We start from the raw sequence: 14,200 nt of genomic DNA on the forward strand, positions 1-14,200 counted from the left end.
TGGCGCACCGTCGAGGAAGGCGTGACAGCCACCGAGTGGTTCCCCCGCATCGGCGCGCAGCTCTGCGCGGCGCTGTGGGACGGCGACCGCGCGCTGGCCGAGACGATCGCGCTTCGCAGTTCGGCCTGGATGCAGCAGGCGGCGTCGACCTTGCCGCCGGCCTGGCGCGAGAACTTCCTGCTCCGCGCGCCGCTGCTGCAGGCTCTGCCCCTGCGGCCGCTGGCCGCCGTCCGGCTGCGGAAGGGCTGAGCCGGGGCCTCAGCCGCCCGACAGCGTGCGCCGCGCGATCGCGGCCAGCGCGTCGAGCTGCTCCAGCAGCGCCGGCTCCACGGCGTGCAGCGAGGAGTTGGCCGCCGTCACCGGCCGCGCGGTATCGCGCTGGAACGAGAGCATCGCCGCGCGCAGCGTGTCGAACTCCGCCGCCGCCATCCCCGGCCGGGCCACGTAGATCGGCCCCGGGATGCCGCGCAGCGTGGCCAGCACGCGGTCGTTGCGCGGCGTCTTCACCGACAGGCCGAGCAGCTGGGTGCTGCCGGCGATCACGGCACGGGCCTCGCCGCGGTCGAGCGCGAACAGCGCACTGTTGATCGACGGGGCGGTCTGCACGGTCACGTCATCGAGCAGACCCTGTTCGCGCAGCCACAGCCGGCCCACGGTGGCCGTGAGCGCCAGCGGATCGAGCATCGCCACCGTGCTGCCGCGCAGGTCGGCCGGGCTGCGCGCCGGGCTGTCCTGGCGCACCAGCACGACCACGTCGAGCGCATCGATGGTGGCCGCCAGCGGCAGGTGTCCCCAATCGGTGATGGCCAACCGCGCCAGGTGGGCAGGCAGCATCGCCACGTCTTGCCTCTGCGCCTTCACGCGCTCGCACAGGCTGTGGAAATCCTTGGTGCTCAGCATTTCCACCGGCCGCGCCAGCGTGCGCTCCAGGTGCTCGCGCAGCGGGCGGAAGGCGGCCAGCAGCGAGGCCGGCGAAAGGAAGGGCGAGAGCGTCAGCGTCAGCGGCGCGGGTGCCTGGCCGCGGGCGGCGCGGCCGGCCCACAGCAGCGGCGCGGCCAGTGCGGCGGCCGCCAGGCGGCGGCGGGCGGCGTCTTGCGGCATCGTCGGGGTCTCCTTCATCGGGGGGCGCGCGCGCCGGGCTCGAGCCTGCGGTCGATTTCCTCGAGCAGCCGCACCACGTCGAGCGGCTTGGTCAGATAGGCATCGAAGCCAGCCTGCAGCGCGCGCCGCGTCTCCGACGGCATCGCGTTGGCGCTGAGCGCCAGCAGGGGCAGCGCGGCCGTGGCCGGCTCGGCACGCAGCCGCCGGCAGAGCTCGACGCCGTCCATGCCCGGCAGGTCGATGTCGATCAGCGCCAGGTCGAAGCCGCCGCGCAGGGCCTGCGCGAGCCCGCCGGGCCCGTCGGTGGCCACCGTGAGGTCCAGTCCCGGCCGCAGGGCCAGCACCTCGCGCAGCAGATCGACGTTGGAGGGGTTGTCCTCGACGTAGAGCAAGCGCGCGCGCTTCGCTTCGCCGGGCACGGCGGGCAGCTGTGCCATCGCGGGTGCCGGCGAGGGCGGCGCCGCTGCGGCCGGCAGCGTGATGTGGAACACCGAGCCCCGGCCCGCTTCCGACTCCACCGTGAGCGTGCCGCCCATCATCTCGACGAGCCGCCGCGTGATCACCAGGCCGATGCCGGTGCCCTCGATCGCCTCGTGTTCGCCGACGAAGCGCTGGAAGGGCTGGAACAGCTGCGCCAGTTGCTGCGGCGTGAAGCCGCGGCCGGTGTCGCTCACGGCCAGCGTGCGCTGCCCCACGGCATCCGTGCCCACCGCCACCCGCACCGAGCCGCCGCGGTGGTTGTACTTGACTGCGTTGGACAGCAGGTTGGCCAGCACCTGGCGCAAGCGGCGCCGGTCGGCCGTGGCCCAGGCCGCGGCGGCCGTGCCCTCGGGCGCGGCCAGGGTCACGCCGCGCTCGGCCGCCAGCGGCTGCACCAGCGACATCGCGCTGCCGACCAGCTCGCCGAGCTCCACCGGCTCGGGCGAGGTGCTCATCGCGCCGGCCTCGATGCGCGCGAGGTCGAGCACGTCGTTGATCAGCTCCAACAAGTGCCAGCCGGCCGATTCGATTTGGCGCACGCGCTGGCGCTGCGCCTCGTCGGCCAGCGTCATCGACAGCAGCTGGGCGAAGCCGAGGATGGCGTTCAGCGGCGTGCGCAGCTCGTGGCTCATGCCCGAGAGGAATTCGCTCTTGGCCTGGTTGGCCGATTCCGCCGCTTCCTTGGCCTGCTGCAGCTCGGCGGTGCGCTCGCGCACGCGCTGCTCGAGCATCTCGTTGACGTCGCGCAGCTGGCGTTCCGCCTCGACGCGTGTCGTCACGTCAGTCACGGTGGAGAACACCGCATGGATCTCGTCGTTGCCTGCGCGACGCAGCGGCGTCGCGTTGATGGTGACCCAGTGGCGCCGCCCGTCGGCGTGCCGCAGGTCAATCAGCACGTCGCGCTGCGGCTGCCCGGTGGCCAGCGCGAGTGCGGCCGGCCGCTCCTGCGGGGCCAGCACGTGGCCGTCAGGCCTGCGCATCTCGTTGCGACCGGAGGCCGGCCCGCCGGCCAGCAGCTGCTTGCGCGTCATGCCAGCGAACCGGGCCATCGCCTCGTTGCAGTCGATCGGGCGCATGTCGCGGTCGACCACCACCAATCCTTCGGACATGGTGTCGATCAGGTCGCGCAACGAGCGTTCGCCGTCCCGCACGGCCTGCAACTGCTGTTGCACCGCCTCGGCCATGTGGTTGAAGGCCTGCGAGACGTCATCGAGTTCCTGCACGGGGCTGGCCGGCAACTTCGTGGCGTAGTCGCCCGCGGCTACGCGCCGGCTCGCCTGTGAGAGCCGGCGAAAGCCCGCGCTCATCCAGCCGGTGGTCAGGAACAGCAGCAGCATGCCGCCGACCAGCACGGCGACGCCGATCAGCAGGCTGTCGCGCAGCAGGTGGCCGCGCGCTGCGCTCAGCGGCTCGGTGTCGATGCCGAAGCGCAGTTCGCCGAGCAACTGCCCTGCCAGCGTCACCGGCACGCTGGCCACACGCTGCCCGGGCTGCGAGGGATCGCCGCCCAGCGCGATGCGCTGGCCGCGGTTGTCCAGGACTTCGAGGTGAGCGAGGTGCCGCTCCAGGGCGGTGGCCTCGGCCAGCTCGGTGATCGTGGCGTAGTCGCGCGTGGCGATCAGCGGGCCGAAGGCCGCCACCAGCAGCGGCCCGAGCGCCTGCTGCTCGGCGGCGAAGCGCTCGTCCAGCGCCTGGTGCATGCGGTGCTGCGCGTTCCACAACAGCAGCCCGAGCATGGCGACGAAGACGGCCAGACTGCCAGCCAGGTAGCGGCTGCGCAGGGAGCGGAGGGCGGTGGGCCAGGGGGACATCAGCGGCCGATTGTGGGGCCGTGGCGGACCGCGGGGCGTGGCGAAATCAACGTCGCTGCCGAAAACGAAAAGGGCGACTCGCGTCGCCCTTCGCGTCCTATTGCCAGGCCTGCACGTCAGAGACCGGCAGCCGCCTTCAGGGCCGCAGCCTTGTCGGTACGTTCCCAGGTGAACTCCGGCTCCTCGCGGCCGAAGTGGCCGTAGGCGGCGGTCTTCTCGTAGATCGGGCGCAGCAGGTCCAGCATCTGGATGATGCCCTTCGGGCGCAGGTCGAAATGCTCGGCCACCAGCTTGCCGATCTGGTCGTCGGGGATCTTGCCCGTGCCTTCGGTGTAGACGGTGATGTTCATCGGCTTGGCCACGCCGATCGCGTAGGCCACCTGCACCTGGCACTGGCGGGCCAGGCCGGCGGCCACCACGTTCTTGGCCACGTAGCGCGCGGCGTAGGCGGCCGAGCGGTCGACCTTGCTCGGGTCCTTGCCGGAGAACGCGCCGCCGCCGTGCGGGCAGGCGCCGCCGTAGGTGTCGACGATGATCTTGCGGCCGGTCAGGCCGCAGTCGCCCTGCGGGCCGCCGATGACGAAGCGGCCGGTCGGGTTGACGAGGTAGCGGGTGTCCTTCAGCCACTCCTTGGGCAGCACGGGCTTGATGATCTCCTCGATCACCGCCTCGTAGAAGCTGGCCTTGAGCTTGGTGGCGGTCTCGCTCTGGTCGGGGCTGTGCTGGGTGGACAGCACCACGGTGTCGATCGAGTGCGGCTTGCCGTCCACGTAGCGCATCGTCACCTGGCTCTTGGCGTCGGGGCGCAGGAAGGGCAGGCGGCCGTCCTTGCGCAGCTGGGCCTGGCGTTCCACGAGGCGGTGCGCGTAATAGATCGGCGCGGGCATCAGCTCGGGCGTCTCGTCGCACGCGTAGCCGAACATCAGGCCCTGATCGCCGGCGCCGGTGTTCAGGTGGTCGTCGCTGGCGTGGTCCACGCCTTGAGCAATGTCATTCGATTGCTTGTCGTAGGCCACCAGCACCGCGCAGCCCTTGTAGTCGATGCCGTACTCGGTGTTGTCGTAGCCGATGCGCTTGATGGTGTCGCGCGCCACCTGGATGTAGTCGACGTGCGCGTTGGTGGTGATCTCGCCGGCCAGCACCACGAGGCCGGTGTTGGTCAGCGTCTCGGCGGCCACGCGCGAGCGCGGGTCCTGCTTGAAGATCGCATCGAGGATGGCGTCCGAGATCTGGTCGGCCACCTTGTCGGGGTGACCTTCGGAGACCGATTCGGACGTGAAAAGGAAGTCGTTCGACACTCTTAAACTCCAGTCAGGTTGCACTTGCGTTGCCGACCTGGTGATTCTGGAGGAGCGGCGAACGCTTTAGCGGGATTTGTCAGTCGCCCCGCAAGTAGTTCAATAACTCGGCGACCCCGCGATTATAGGAAGATGATCCGACTCTTTCGCTGGCTTTCGAGCCGATCCCTGGCCTTTCTGCACACCCTGGGCACGGGGGTGGGGTGGCTGGGCTACTGGCTCTCGCCCACCTACCGCCGGCGTTTCGACGCGCACGTGCGCCAGGCCGGCATCGGCCGCGAGGCGGCGCGCGCCGCCGTCGCCGAGGCCGGCCGCATGGTGATGGAACTGCCCTTCCTGTGGCTGCGTCCGGCGAGCACGCCGCTGGCCTCCTTCACACGCATCGAAGGCGCCGAGCTCGTCGATGAAGCCCATGCGGGCGGCCGCGGGCTGCTGCTGCTCACGCCGCACCTGGGCTGCTTCGAGATCTGCGCGCAGGCCTATGCCGAGCGCTTCGCGGCGCAGTACGGGCCGATCACGGTGCTGTACCGGCCGGCCAAGCAGCCCTGGCTGCGCGAGGTGATGGAAGGCTCGCGCTCGCGCGAGGGCCTGGCCACGGCGCCGGCCTCTCTGGCCGGGGTGCGGCAGATGATCCGCGCGCTGCGCCGCGGCGAGACGGTGGGCCTGCTGCCCGACCAGGTGCCGCCCGAGGGGCAGGGCGAATGGGCGCCATTCTTCGGCGAGAGCGCCTACACGATGACCCTGGCCGCGCGGCTGGCGCAGCAGACCGGCGCGGTGGTGCTGCTGATCTGGGGCGAGCGGCTGCCGCGCGGCAGAGGCTACGTGGTGCGCTTCCAGAAGATGCCCGAGCCGCTGCCGGCCGAGCCTTCCGCGCAGGCGGAATCGGCCGCGGTGATCAACCGGGCGATGGAACACCTGATCCGCCAGTGCCCACAGCAGTACCTGTGGGGCTACCACCGCTACAAGACGCCGCGCGCCGGGGCTGCCGAGTGATGCAGGCGCTCGCGACGAAGCTGCTGCTGGGCGTGCTGTGGCTGATCCACTGGCTGCCGCTGGGTGTGCAGGCCGCCATCGGCCAAGGCCTCGGCGCGCTGCTCTATCGCCTGGCGGGTTCGCGCCGGCGCATCGCGCTGCGCAACCTCGAACTCTGCTTCCCCGAGAAGACCGTGGCCGAACGCGAGGCCCTGGCGCGCGAGCACTTCAGCTGGCTGGGCCGCAGCATCGTCGAGCGCGGGCTGCTGTGGTGGGCGCCGCGCGAGCGCTTGATGAAGCTGATCCACGTCGAGGGCGAGGTCGACCTGGCCGAGCGCAGCGAGCGGCCGGTGATGTGGCTGGTGCCGCACTTCATGGCGCTGGACGTGGCCGGTGCCTCGGTGCTGCTGTTCCAGAAGAAGAAGGGCGCCTCGATCTACCAGCAGCAGACCAACCCGGTGATGGATGCGGTGATCCGCCAGGGCCGGCTGCGTCTGGGCAACGCGGTGATCTTTCCGCGCAGCGATTCGGCCAAGCCGCTGATCCGCGAGATCCGCCAGGGCACCGGCTTCTTCAACCTGCCCGACATGGACTTCGGCGAGCGCGACGCCGCCTTCGTGCCCTTCTTCGGCGTGCCGGCGGCCACGCTGCTCGCGCCCTCGCGCATGGCGAAGCTGCTGAACATGGCGGTGCAGCCGGTGATCGCCGAGATGCTGCCGGGCGGGCAGGGCTACCGCGTGCGCTTCCAGCCGCCATGGGACGACTTCCCCACCGACGATGCGCTGGCCGACACCGCGCGCATGAACCGCTGGATCGAGGAGCGCATTCGCGAGAACCCGGCGCAGTACCTGTGGGTGCACAAGCGCTTCAAGACGCGGCCTGCCGGGGAGGCATCGCTGTACTGACAGCGGATAATCCGCCCCGATGAAGCTCCACTTCACCAAGATGCAGGGCGCGGGCAACGACTTCGTCGTGCTCGACGCCACGCGCGAGCCGATCGAGCTGACGCGCGAGCAGTGCCGCAGGCTCGGAGACCGCCGCTTCGGCGTCGGCGCCGACCAGATCCTGGTGGTGGAGAAGAGCGCCACGCCGGGCGTGGACTTCCGCTACCGCATCTTCAACGGCGGCAGCGGCGACGAGGTCGAGCAGTGCGGCAACGGCGCGCGCTGCTTCGTGCGCTTCGTGCAGGACAAGGGGCTGACCGACAAGGCCCGCGTGCGCGTGGAGACGATGAACACCCTGCTGGAGCTGCACGCGCAGCCCGACGGCCGCGTCACCGTCGACATGAACGCCCCGATCTTCGAGCTGGCCCGTGTGCCCTTCGATGCGAGCGGCCTGACGCCTCGTCTCCAGAACGGCTTCGAGCTGTGGCCGCTCGACCTGGGCGACTACAACGCCGAGGTGGCCGTGCTGTCGATGGGCAACCCGCACGCCGTGCAGTTCGTGCACGACGTCGAGGCGGCGCTGGTGGCCGTGCAGGGCCCGGTGATCGAGACGCACGCGCGCTTCCCGCGCCACGTCAACGCTGGTTTCGTGCAGGTGCTCTCGCGCAGCCGCATCCGCCTGCGTGTGCACGAGCGCGGCGCCGGCGAGACGCTGGCCTGCGGCACCGGCGCCTGCGCGGCGGTGGTGGCCGGCATCCGGCTCGGGCTGCTCGACGCGAAGGTCGACGTCGAGACGCGCGGCGGGCTGCTCACCGTCGAGTGGGCCGGCGGCGATTCGCATGTGTTCATGACGGGGCCGGCGGTGACCGTCTTCGAAGGGGAGATCGAACTATGAGGCTGGCCGAGCGCCGGGCCGTTCCCAAGCCGGTCAGCATCCCCGTGGGGGATCGGCCGGCGTACCCGACGGACGAGGGGCAGACATGAGCATCCAGGGCATCACCGAGCAGGACATCGCCAACTACCTGGCCAACAACCCCGGCTTCTTCGAGCGCCACGCCGAGCTGCTGTCCAGCATCCAGCTCACCAGCCCGCATGGCCAGCGCGCCGTCTCGCTGCAGGAGCGGCAGATGGAAATGCTGCGCGAGAAGATCAAGGGCCTGGAGGGCAAGCTCATCGAGATGATCCGCCACGGCCAGGAGAACGTGGCCATCGCCGACCGGCTGCACCGCTGGACGCGCGCGCTGATGCTCACCGCCAGCGCGGCCGAGCTGCCCGCCACGCTGACGCGCGAGCTGATGCACCAGTTCATGATCCCGCAGTCGGGCATCCGGCTGTGGGGCGCGGCCGAGGCCTTCGCCGCGCTGCCCTTCGCCACGCCTGTCAGTGCCGATGTGAAGAGCCTGGCCGCGAGCCTGACGTTGCCCTACTGCGGCGTGAACAGCGGCTTCGAGGCGGCGCAGTGGCTCGACGACCCGGCCTCCGCGATGTCGCTGGCGATGATTCCGCTGCGCCACGGCGCCGGCATCGAGGCCTTCGGCATGCTGGTGCTGGCCTCGCCCGACCCGACACGCTACACCGCCGACATGGGCACCGAGTTCCTGCAGCGCATCGGCGAGCTGGCCAGCGCGTCGCTGTCGCGGTTGCTGCCCGTTTCCTGATGGACAACGATATCGCCCGACACCTCGTCCACCTCGAGGTGGAGCGGCGCCTTGCACCGCGTACGCTGGCGATGTACGCCGAAGCCTTCGAACGGCTGCGCGGCTTCGCGCAGAAGCAGCCGGTGGTGCTGCGCGAGGTGCAGGTGCACCACATTCGCCGCTGGGCCGCGCAGCTGCATGCACAGGGCCTCGCGCCACGCAGCATCGCCATCGTGCTCTCGGCCTGGCGCGGCCTGTACCGCTGGCTGGGGCGCGATGGCCTGGTGCCGCTCAACCCGGTCGACGGCGTGCGTGCGCCCAAGGCAGCCAAGCCGCTGCCCAAGGCCTTGCCGATCGACCAGGCGATGGCGCTGGCCGACCATCACCCCGACGACGACGGCGATCCGCGCCTGCAGGCGCGCGACCACTGCATCGTCGAGCTGCTGTACGGCTGTGGGTTGCGCGTGGGCGAGCTGATCGGGCTCGATGTCGGCGCGAGCAGCGAAGCTGCCGGCTGGATCGATGCTTCCGATGCCACCGCCCATGTGCTCGGCAAGGGCAGCAAGCGGCGCAGCGTGCCGGTGGGCGGCGCGGCGCTGAAGGCGCTGCGGGCCTGGCTGGAGGTGCGCGGCGAACTCGCGAAGCCGGGCGAGCCGGCGCTGTTCGTCAGCCAGCGCGGCACGCGCCTCACGCCCAGCCAGCTGCGCTCTCGGCTGAAGCGCCGCGCGCTGCAGGCCGGGCTGCCGACGCACGTGCACCCGCACATGCTGCGCCACTCCTTCGCCTCGCACCTGCTGCAGTCCAGCGGTGATCTGCGTGCGGTACAGGAGCTGCTCGGCCACGCCAACATCACCACCACCCAGGTCTACACGCGGCTCGATTTCGGGCACCTGTCGAAGGTGTACGACGCTGCGCACCCCCGCGCCAAGAGGAAGTAAGAGCGACATGAAGGTCATCACGCTGCGCGAGGGCAAGGAGCGCTCGCTGCTGCGCCGCCACCCCTGGGTGTTCCAGGGTTCGATCGACAAGGGCAAGGCCGACGCCGGCGAGACGGTGCGCGTGCAGGCCGCAGACGGCCGCTTCCTCGCCTGGGCGGCATTCAGCCCCAGCTCGATGATCCGCGTGCGCGCCTGGAGCTTCGACGAGGCCGAGCGCATCGACGAGCACTTCTTCGAACGCCGCATCGCCCGCGCGCTGGCGCTGCGCGCGCGGCTGCCGATCGAGAGCGACGGCGTGCGCTTGATCCATGGCGAGGCCGACGGCCTGCCCGGGCTGATCGTCGACCGCTACGGCGATCTGCTCTCGGCGCAGTTCCTCTCCGCCGGCACCGAGCGCTGGAAGGGCAGCATCGCCGATCTGCTGCTGAAGGCCACGGGCCTGACGCGCCTGTACGAGCGCAGCGATTCCGGCGTGCGCAAACTCGAGGGCCTGGAGCCGGCCGCTGGCTGGCTGCGCGGCGAGGGCGCCACCGAGGTGACGATCCGCGAGCACGCCTGGAAGCTCACGCTCGACGTGGCCGAGGGCCACAAGACCGGCTTCTATCTCGACCAGCGCGACAACCGCAAGCTGTTTGCCGACACCGTCAGGCACTTCGGCTTCGAGCGTGTGCTCAACTGCTATTGCTACACCGGCGGCTTCAGCGTGGCGGCGCTGGCCGGCGGTGCGCAGCGCGTAGTGAGCGTGGATTCGTCGGCGCCGGCGCTGGCGCGCGCCACGGCGCACGTGGCTCTGAATGGCTTCGATGCCACGCGCCACGAGGCGCGCGACGCCGACGTGAACCAGACCCTGCGCGATGCGCTGAAGAACGGCGAGGTGTTCGACGCCATCGTGCTCGACCCGCCCAAGTTCGCGCCCACCGCCGCGCATGCCGAACGTGCCGCTCGGGCCTACAAGGACATCAACCGTCTCGCGCTCAAGCTGCTGGCGCCGGGCGGTGCGCTGTTCACCTTCTCGTGCTCGGGCGGCGTGGGCACCGAGCTGTTCCACAAGATCGTGGCCGGCGCGGGCATGGATGCCGGTGTCGACGGTGCGATCTACGCCCGCGTGGCCGCCGCGCCGGACCACCCGCAGACGCTGGTCTTCCCCGAGGGCGAATACCTCAAGGGGCTGGTGATCCTCAAGTCGTAGCCGCGGCGGGCAGCGCCACGGACGGCTCGAACTTCGCCCGCGAGACGCTGAAGAAGGCCTTCACGTTGCGCACGTTGGCATCCTGCGTGAACAGGCGCTGCACCAGCGCGTGGTAGCCCGGCATGTCGCTCACCTGCAGGATCAGCAGGAAGTCTGGCCCGGGTGAGACGCGGTAGCACTGGCGCACCGCTTCGTCGGCCACCGCCCGGGCCTCGAAGGCCGCGAGGTGCTCGGCGCCCTGGCGGTCGAGCGTCACCTCCACGATCGCGGTCAGGCCGGCGCCCAGCTTCGCCGGCGACAGCAGTGCCACCTGGCGCTCGATGACGCCGGCGTCCATCAGCCTCTTCACGCGCCGCAGACAGGTGGCCGGCGAGGTGTGCACCGCGGCGGCCAGAGCCTGGTTGGTCAGCGAAGCGTCGCGCTGGAGCTGGTCGAGGATGCGCAGGTCCGTCGCATCCAGGTCGATGGGCGTGGTGATATCTGTCACAAACGATGACTCTGCGAGGTAATTCTTCACCCGGTTTGCGGGGTGGCGGAATATTGCACTGATCGCCGAAGATTGCAATCAACCACCTCGGGGGTCTGCCTAGCATCCGACCCCGTCTCCACCCGAAGGGAAGCTCAGCATGTGCGGAATCGTCGGCGCCGTCTCCACGCGCAACATCGTCCCGGTCCTCATCGAGGGCCTGCGCCGCCTGGAATACCGCGGCTACGACTCCTGCGGCGTGGCGGTGCACCAGGGCGGCGAGCTGCGCCGGGCGCGCAGCACCTCGCGGGTGGCCGAGCTCGATGCGAACGTGAAGGCCGACGGCGTCGAAGGCGGCACCGGCATCGCCCACACCCGCTGGGCGACGCACGGCGCGCCGGCGGTGCACAACGCACACCCGCACTTCTCGCACGGGCCCCAGGCCAAGCAGGCGAGCGCCGGCCGCATCGCGCTCGTTCACAACGGCATCATCGAGAACCACGACGAACTGCGCGCCGAGCTGAAGGCCAAGGGCTACGAGTTCACCAGCCAGACCGACACCGAGGTCATCGCCCACCTCGTCGACCGCCTGTACGAAGGCGACCTGCTCGAGGCCGTGCAGCGCGCCATCGTGCAGCTGCGCGGCGCCTATGCCATCGCGGTGTTCTGCCGCGACGAGCCGCACCGCGTGGTCGGCGCGCGCGAGGGCTCGCCGCTGGTGCTGGGCATCGGCACCGGCGAGCGCGCCGGCGACACCTTCCTGGCCAGCGACGCCATGGCCCTGGCCGGTGTGACCGACCAGATCGTCTACCTGGAAGAAGGCGACGTCGTCGACCTGCAGCTCGGCAAGCACTGGATCAGCCACCTCGACGGCAGCGGCGCCTTCAAGCCGGTGACGCGCGAGGTGCGCACCGTGCAGGCGCACACCGGCGCCGCCGAACTGGGCCCGTACCGGCACTACATGCAGAAGGAGATCTTCGAGCAGCCGCGCGCCATCGCCGACACGCTCGACGCGGTGGAGGGCATCACGCCGGAGCTGTTCGGCGACGGCGCGTACAAGGCCTTCAAGGAGATCGACAGCGTCCTCATCCTCGCCTGCGGCACCAGCTACTACAGCGGCTCCACGGCGAAGTACTGGCTGGAGAGCATCGCGAAGATTCCCACCAGCGTGGAGATCGCCAGCGAATACCGGTACCGCGACAGCGTGCCCAACCCGCGCACGCTGGTGGTGACGATCTCGCAGAGCGGCGAGACCGCCGACACACTGGCCGCGCTGAAGCATGCGCGCTCGATGGGCATGAAGCACACGCTGACGGTGTGCAACGTGGCCACCAGCGCGATGGTGCGCGAGTGCGAGTTTGCCTACATCACCCGCGCCGGCGCCGAGATCGGCGTGGCCTCGACCAAGGCCTTCACGACGCAGCTGGTCGGGCTGTTCCTGCTCACGCTGGCGCTGGCCCAGGCGCGCGGCCACCTGAGCGACGAGCAGGAGGCGCAGCACCTCAAGGCGCTGCGCCACCTGCCGGCGGCGGTGCAGGCCGTGCTGGCGCTGGAGCCGCAGGTGGTGGCCTGGAGCGAGGCCTTCGCGCGCAAGGAGAACGCGCTGTTCCTCGGCCGTGGCCTGCACTACCCGATCGCGCTCGAAGGCGCGCTCAAGCTCAAGGAGATCAGCTACATCCACGCCGAGGCCTACCCGGCCGGCGAGCTCAAGCACGGCCCGCTGGCGCTCGTCACCAGCGCCATGCCGGTGGTGACCGTGGCGCCGAACGATGCGCTGGTCGACAAGCTCAAGAGCAACATGCAGGAAGTGCGCGCGCGCGGCGGCGAGCTGTTCGTGTTCGCCGACAGCGACACGCGCATCGAATCGGGCGAAGGCCTGCACGTGATCCGCATGCCCGAGCACTACGGCGTGCTCAGCCCCATCCTGCACGTGGTGCCACTGCAGCTGCTGGCCTATCACTCGGCCTGCGCGCGGGGTACCGACGTGGACAAGCCGCGCAACCTGGCCAAGAGTGTGACGGTGGAGTGATCGGGCGGGCTCCGCTCAGCTCTATGATTGCTGATAACAAACTCGCATTAGCAATAACAAACTCGTACTTTTGGCGCGCCCCCCAACAACAAAGTCGTATTTGCAGGGCGCGCCTTGGCGGCGGCTGAAGTCAACGGCGCGCGGGATGCCTTCTGCCGGAACGCGGATGGCGGGGCCGGTGTTCAGACCGAAGCTGGTCGTGACAGGGCCAATGGAGTCGTGAAGCCACGCGCCTTGGGCGGCAGTCCTATAGGCCGCCTCGACTGAACTTGATTCGCCGCAATCAAGTTTCCAAGGCCCTCCAGGGTTGCCCTCCGCGTCGGAAGACCGCCTTACGCAGCTTGCCGACCGACGCTCGGAAAGGGCGTCGGGCCGTTGTCGACCCAAACCTGCCAGCCGGCTTGCTCCAAAGTGGCCCGACGGCGGGCCATTACCTTTCTTGTTTCTCTTCTACGAAGCGGCCGTTCGTGATCTCACACACCCGGCCATCTGCTGATGGTTACGGTGACCGGGTGGGCGGCGGCACCAGACTGAAGTGAGTTGCTCTTGGCTGACCTCCGGAAGAAGGCTCTCGCTCGGAGTGATGCCGCCGAGGAATCGTTCGCTTCCTGACCGACGGGTCCGCACGAGGCGTCGGGCTTCTTGCACGCCGCTTGTCGCGGAGACCGCGGTTGACGAGGCTATCGCTTTGAGCCTGCGCCCGCCCACAGCAGCCATCCGCAGAACGCGGACTCGGCGAGCAGCGGCAATGCGTAGGCCGGAGCTAAGGCGTCCGACAGCCCGGGCGCCAACAAGCGAACGCAGCTGCCCATCAAGTAGACAACGCCAGCCGCAATGACCAACAAGGCCAGCGCCCGCGGCACCCAGGCCGCACGCCACAGCAGCGCGCCAGTAAGCACGGCGTTGACGCCGAAGAACACCAAACCCAAGTCGTAGCCATGGGCATGCGCCTGCAGGAGCAAGGTGCTCCAGGCAGCCGCGCTGTCGCCCAGCAGCGTGGCGCTGCGGGCGCCATCGAGCAGCAAGACCATGACCTGTAGGTTCAGCAGGTTGGCCGCCAGCACCGCCGCTTGCATCAGCCGAAAGGCCATGGCCGCCATCGCCAGGGTGGGGCCCTGGGCGCGCAGCAGGCGGTACAGCAGCACCGCCAAGCCCACGTCGGCGATCAACATCAGCACATCGGTGGCCAGGCTGGCGCGCACCAGTCCCAGAGCGGCCTGAACCGTCGTTGCGGTGCGTTGGGGATCGTCTGGGTACAGCAGTGGTGCACGCACGGCAGCTTCACCCCAGATGCCGGCCACGATGATGACCGCATACAGCACGCCGGCCAGAGTAGCCTTTCCGCGCAGGTCGGGGGTAAGGGTGGTGGTCGCCGTCACAGCACAGTGCCTCGGT

General features: G+C 70.0%; 13 protein-coding genes. 8 read left to right on the plus strand and 5 right to left on the minus strand.

The genetic code is table 11. The features are described from left to right. A partial coding sequence (locus AB7U92_RS08695) for a hypothetical protein (RefSeq protein ID WP_428575789.1) occupies positions 1-249 on the plus strand: 249 nt, incomplete at its 5' end. 9 nt (positions 250-258) lie between these two features. Here the strand turns inward: AB7U92_RS08695 and AB7U92_RS08700 are convergent. From AB7U92_RS08700 to metK, 3 genes are all read right to left on the minus strand, one after another. Beyond that, positions 259-1,101 (minus strand): phosphate/phosphite/phosphonate ABC transporter substrate-binding protein, encoded by an 843-nt coding sequence (locus AB7U92_RS08700; RefSeq protein ID WP_428575790.1) that lies wholly within the window; start codon positions 1,099-1,101, stop codon positions 259-261. 14 nt (positions 1,102-1,115) lie between these two features. Further along, positions 1,116-3,392, minus strand: coding sequence for an ATP-binding protein (locus AB7U92_RS08705; protein WP_428575791.1), 2,277 nt, complete (start codon positions 3,390-3,392; stop codon positions 1,116-1,118). 116 nt (positions 3,393-3,508) lie between these two features. Beyond that, positions 3,509-4,690 carry a methionine adenosyltransferase gene (gene metK / locus AB7U92_RS08710; RefSeq protein ID WP_428575792.1) on the minus strand — a complete coding sequence of 394 codons (1,182 nt, stop codon included), beginning with the start codon at positions 4,688-4,690 and terminating at the stop codon, positions 3,509-3,511. Positions 4,691-4,822: 132 nt separating this feature from the next. Here metK and AB7U92_RS08715 point away from each other — a divergent pair, with 132 nt between their 5' ends. The 6 genes from AB7U92_RS08715 to AB7U92_RS08740 all read left to right on the plus strand — a co-directional run bounded on the left by AB7U92_RS08715 (position 4,823) and on the right by AB7U92_RS08740 (position 10,310). Beyond that, entirely contained in the window at positions 4,823-5,683 is an 861-nt protein-coding gene (locus AB7U92_RS08715; RefSeq protein ID WP_428575793.1) for a lysophospholipid acyltransferase family protein, read from the plus strand. After that, positions 5,683-6,567: a lipid A biosynthesis acyltransferase gene (locus tag AB7U92_RS08720; RefSeq protein WP_428575794.1), complete on the plus strand. Its 885-nt coding sequence runs from the start codon at positions 5,683-5,685 to the stop codon at positions 6,565-6,567. Before AB7U92_RS08715 ends, AB7U92_RS08720 begins: the two co-directional genes overlap by 1 nt. Positions 6,568-6,586: 19 nt before the next feature. Further along, entirely contained in the window at positions 6,587-7,441 is an 855-nt protein-coding gene (gene dapF, locus AB7U92_RS08725; RefSeq protein WP_428575795.1) for a diaminopimelate epimerase, read from the plus strand. Positions 7,442-7,526: 85 nt separating this feature from the next. Further along, entirely contained in the window at positions 7,527-8,204 is a 678-nt protein-coding gene (locus tag AB7U92_RS08730) for a DUF484 family protein (RefSeq protein ID WP_428575796.1), read from the plus strand. Further along, positions 8,204-9,121 carry a tyrosine recombinase XerC gene (locus AB7U92_RS08735; RefSeq protein WP_428575797.1) on the plus strand — a complete coding sequence of 306 codons (918 nt, stop codon included), beginning with the start codon at positions 8,204-8,206 and terminating at the stop codon, positions 9,119-9,121. Before AB7U92_RS08730 ends, AB7U92_RS08735 begins: the two co-directional genes overlap by 1 nt. Before the next feature lie 7 nt (positions 9,122-9,128). After that, positions 9,129-10,310, plus strand: coding sequence for a class I SAM-dependent rRNA methyltransferase (locus AB7U92_RS08740; protein WP_428575798.1), 1,182 nt, complete (start codon positions 9,129-9,131; stop codon positions 10,308-10,310). On the opposite strand, the gene AB7U92_RS08745 is transcribed toward AB7U92_RS08740, so the two are convergent. Then, positions 10,300-10,797 carry an Lrp/AsnC family transcriptional regulator gene (locus AB7U92_RS08745; protein ID WP_428575799.1) on the minus strand — a complete coding sequence of 166 codons (498 nt, stop codon included), beginning with the start codon at positions 10,795-10,797 and terminating at the stop codon, positions 10,300-10,302. The two genes, AB7U92_RS08740 and AB7U92_RS08745, sit on opposite strands and share 11 nt — an antisense overlap. A gap of 139 nt (positions 10,798-10,936) precedes the next feature. Between AB7U92_RS08745 and glmS the strand changes: the two genes are divergently transcribed. Then, positions 10,937-12,805 (plus strand): glutamine--fructose-6-phosphate transaminase (isomerizing), encoded by a 1,869-nt coding sequence (gene glmS, locus AB7U92_RS08750; protein ID WP_428575800.1) that lies wholly within the window; start codon positions 10,937-10,939, stop codon positions 12,803-12,805. Between the two features lie 680 nt (positions 12,806-13,485). On the opposite strand, the gene AB7U92_RS08755 is transcribed toward glmS, so the two are convergent. Further along, positions 13,486-14,200 (minus strand): DUF4386 domain-containing protein (locus AB7U92_RS08755; RefSeq protein WP_428575801.1); only part of this gene is annotated, 715 nt, incomplete at its 5' end.

This window comes from Piscinibacter sp. (assembly GCF_050175855.1).
Taxonomy (GTDB): Bacteria; Pseudomonadota; Gammaproteobacteria; order Burkholderiales; family Burkholderiaceae_C; genus Piscinibacter.

Coding starts and splice junctions, on each gene's coding strand:
- AB7U92_RS08700 (WP_428575790.1), bottom strand. CDS start 1,101: ATGCCGCAAGACGCCGCCCGCCGCCGCCTGGCGGCCGCCGCACTGGCC.
- AB7U92_RS08705 (WP_428575791.1), bottom strand. CDS start 3,392: ATGTCCCCCTGGCCCACCGCCCTCCGCTCCCTGCGCAGCCGCTACCTG.
- AB7U92_RS08715 (WP_428575793.1), top strand. CDS start 4,823: ATGATCCGACTCTTTCGCTGGCTTTCGAGCCGATCCCTGGCCTTTCTG.
- AB7U92_RS08720 (WP_428575794.1), top strand. CDS start 5,683: ATGCAGGCGCTCGCGACGAAGCTGCTGCTGGGCGTGCTGTGGCTGATC.
- dapF (WP_428575795.1), top strand. CDS start 6,587: ATGAAGCTCCACTTCACCAAGATGCAGGGCGCGGGCAACGACTTCGTC.
- AB7U92_RS08730 (WP_428575796.1), top strand. CDS start 7,527: ATGAGCATCCAGGGCATCACCGAGCAGGACATCGCCAACTACCTGGCC.
- AB7U92_RS08735 (WP_428575797.1), top strand. CDS start 8,204: ATGGACAACGATATCGCCCGACACCTCGTCCACCTCGAGGTGGAGCGG.
- AB7U92_RS08740 (WP_428575798.1), top strand. CDS start 9,129: ATGAAGGTCATCACGCTGCGCGAGGGCAAGGAGCGCTCGCTGCTGCGC.
- glmS (WP_428575800.1), top strand. CDS start 10,937: ATGTGCGGAATCGTCGGCGCCGTCTCCACGCGCAACATCGTCCCGGTC.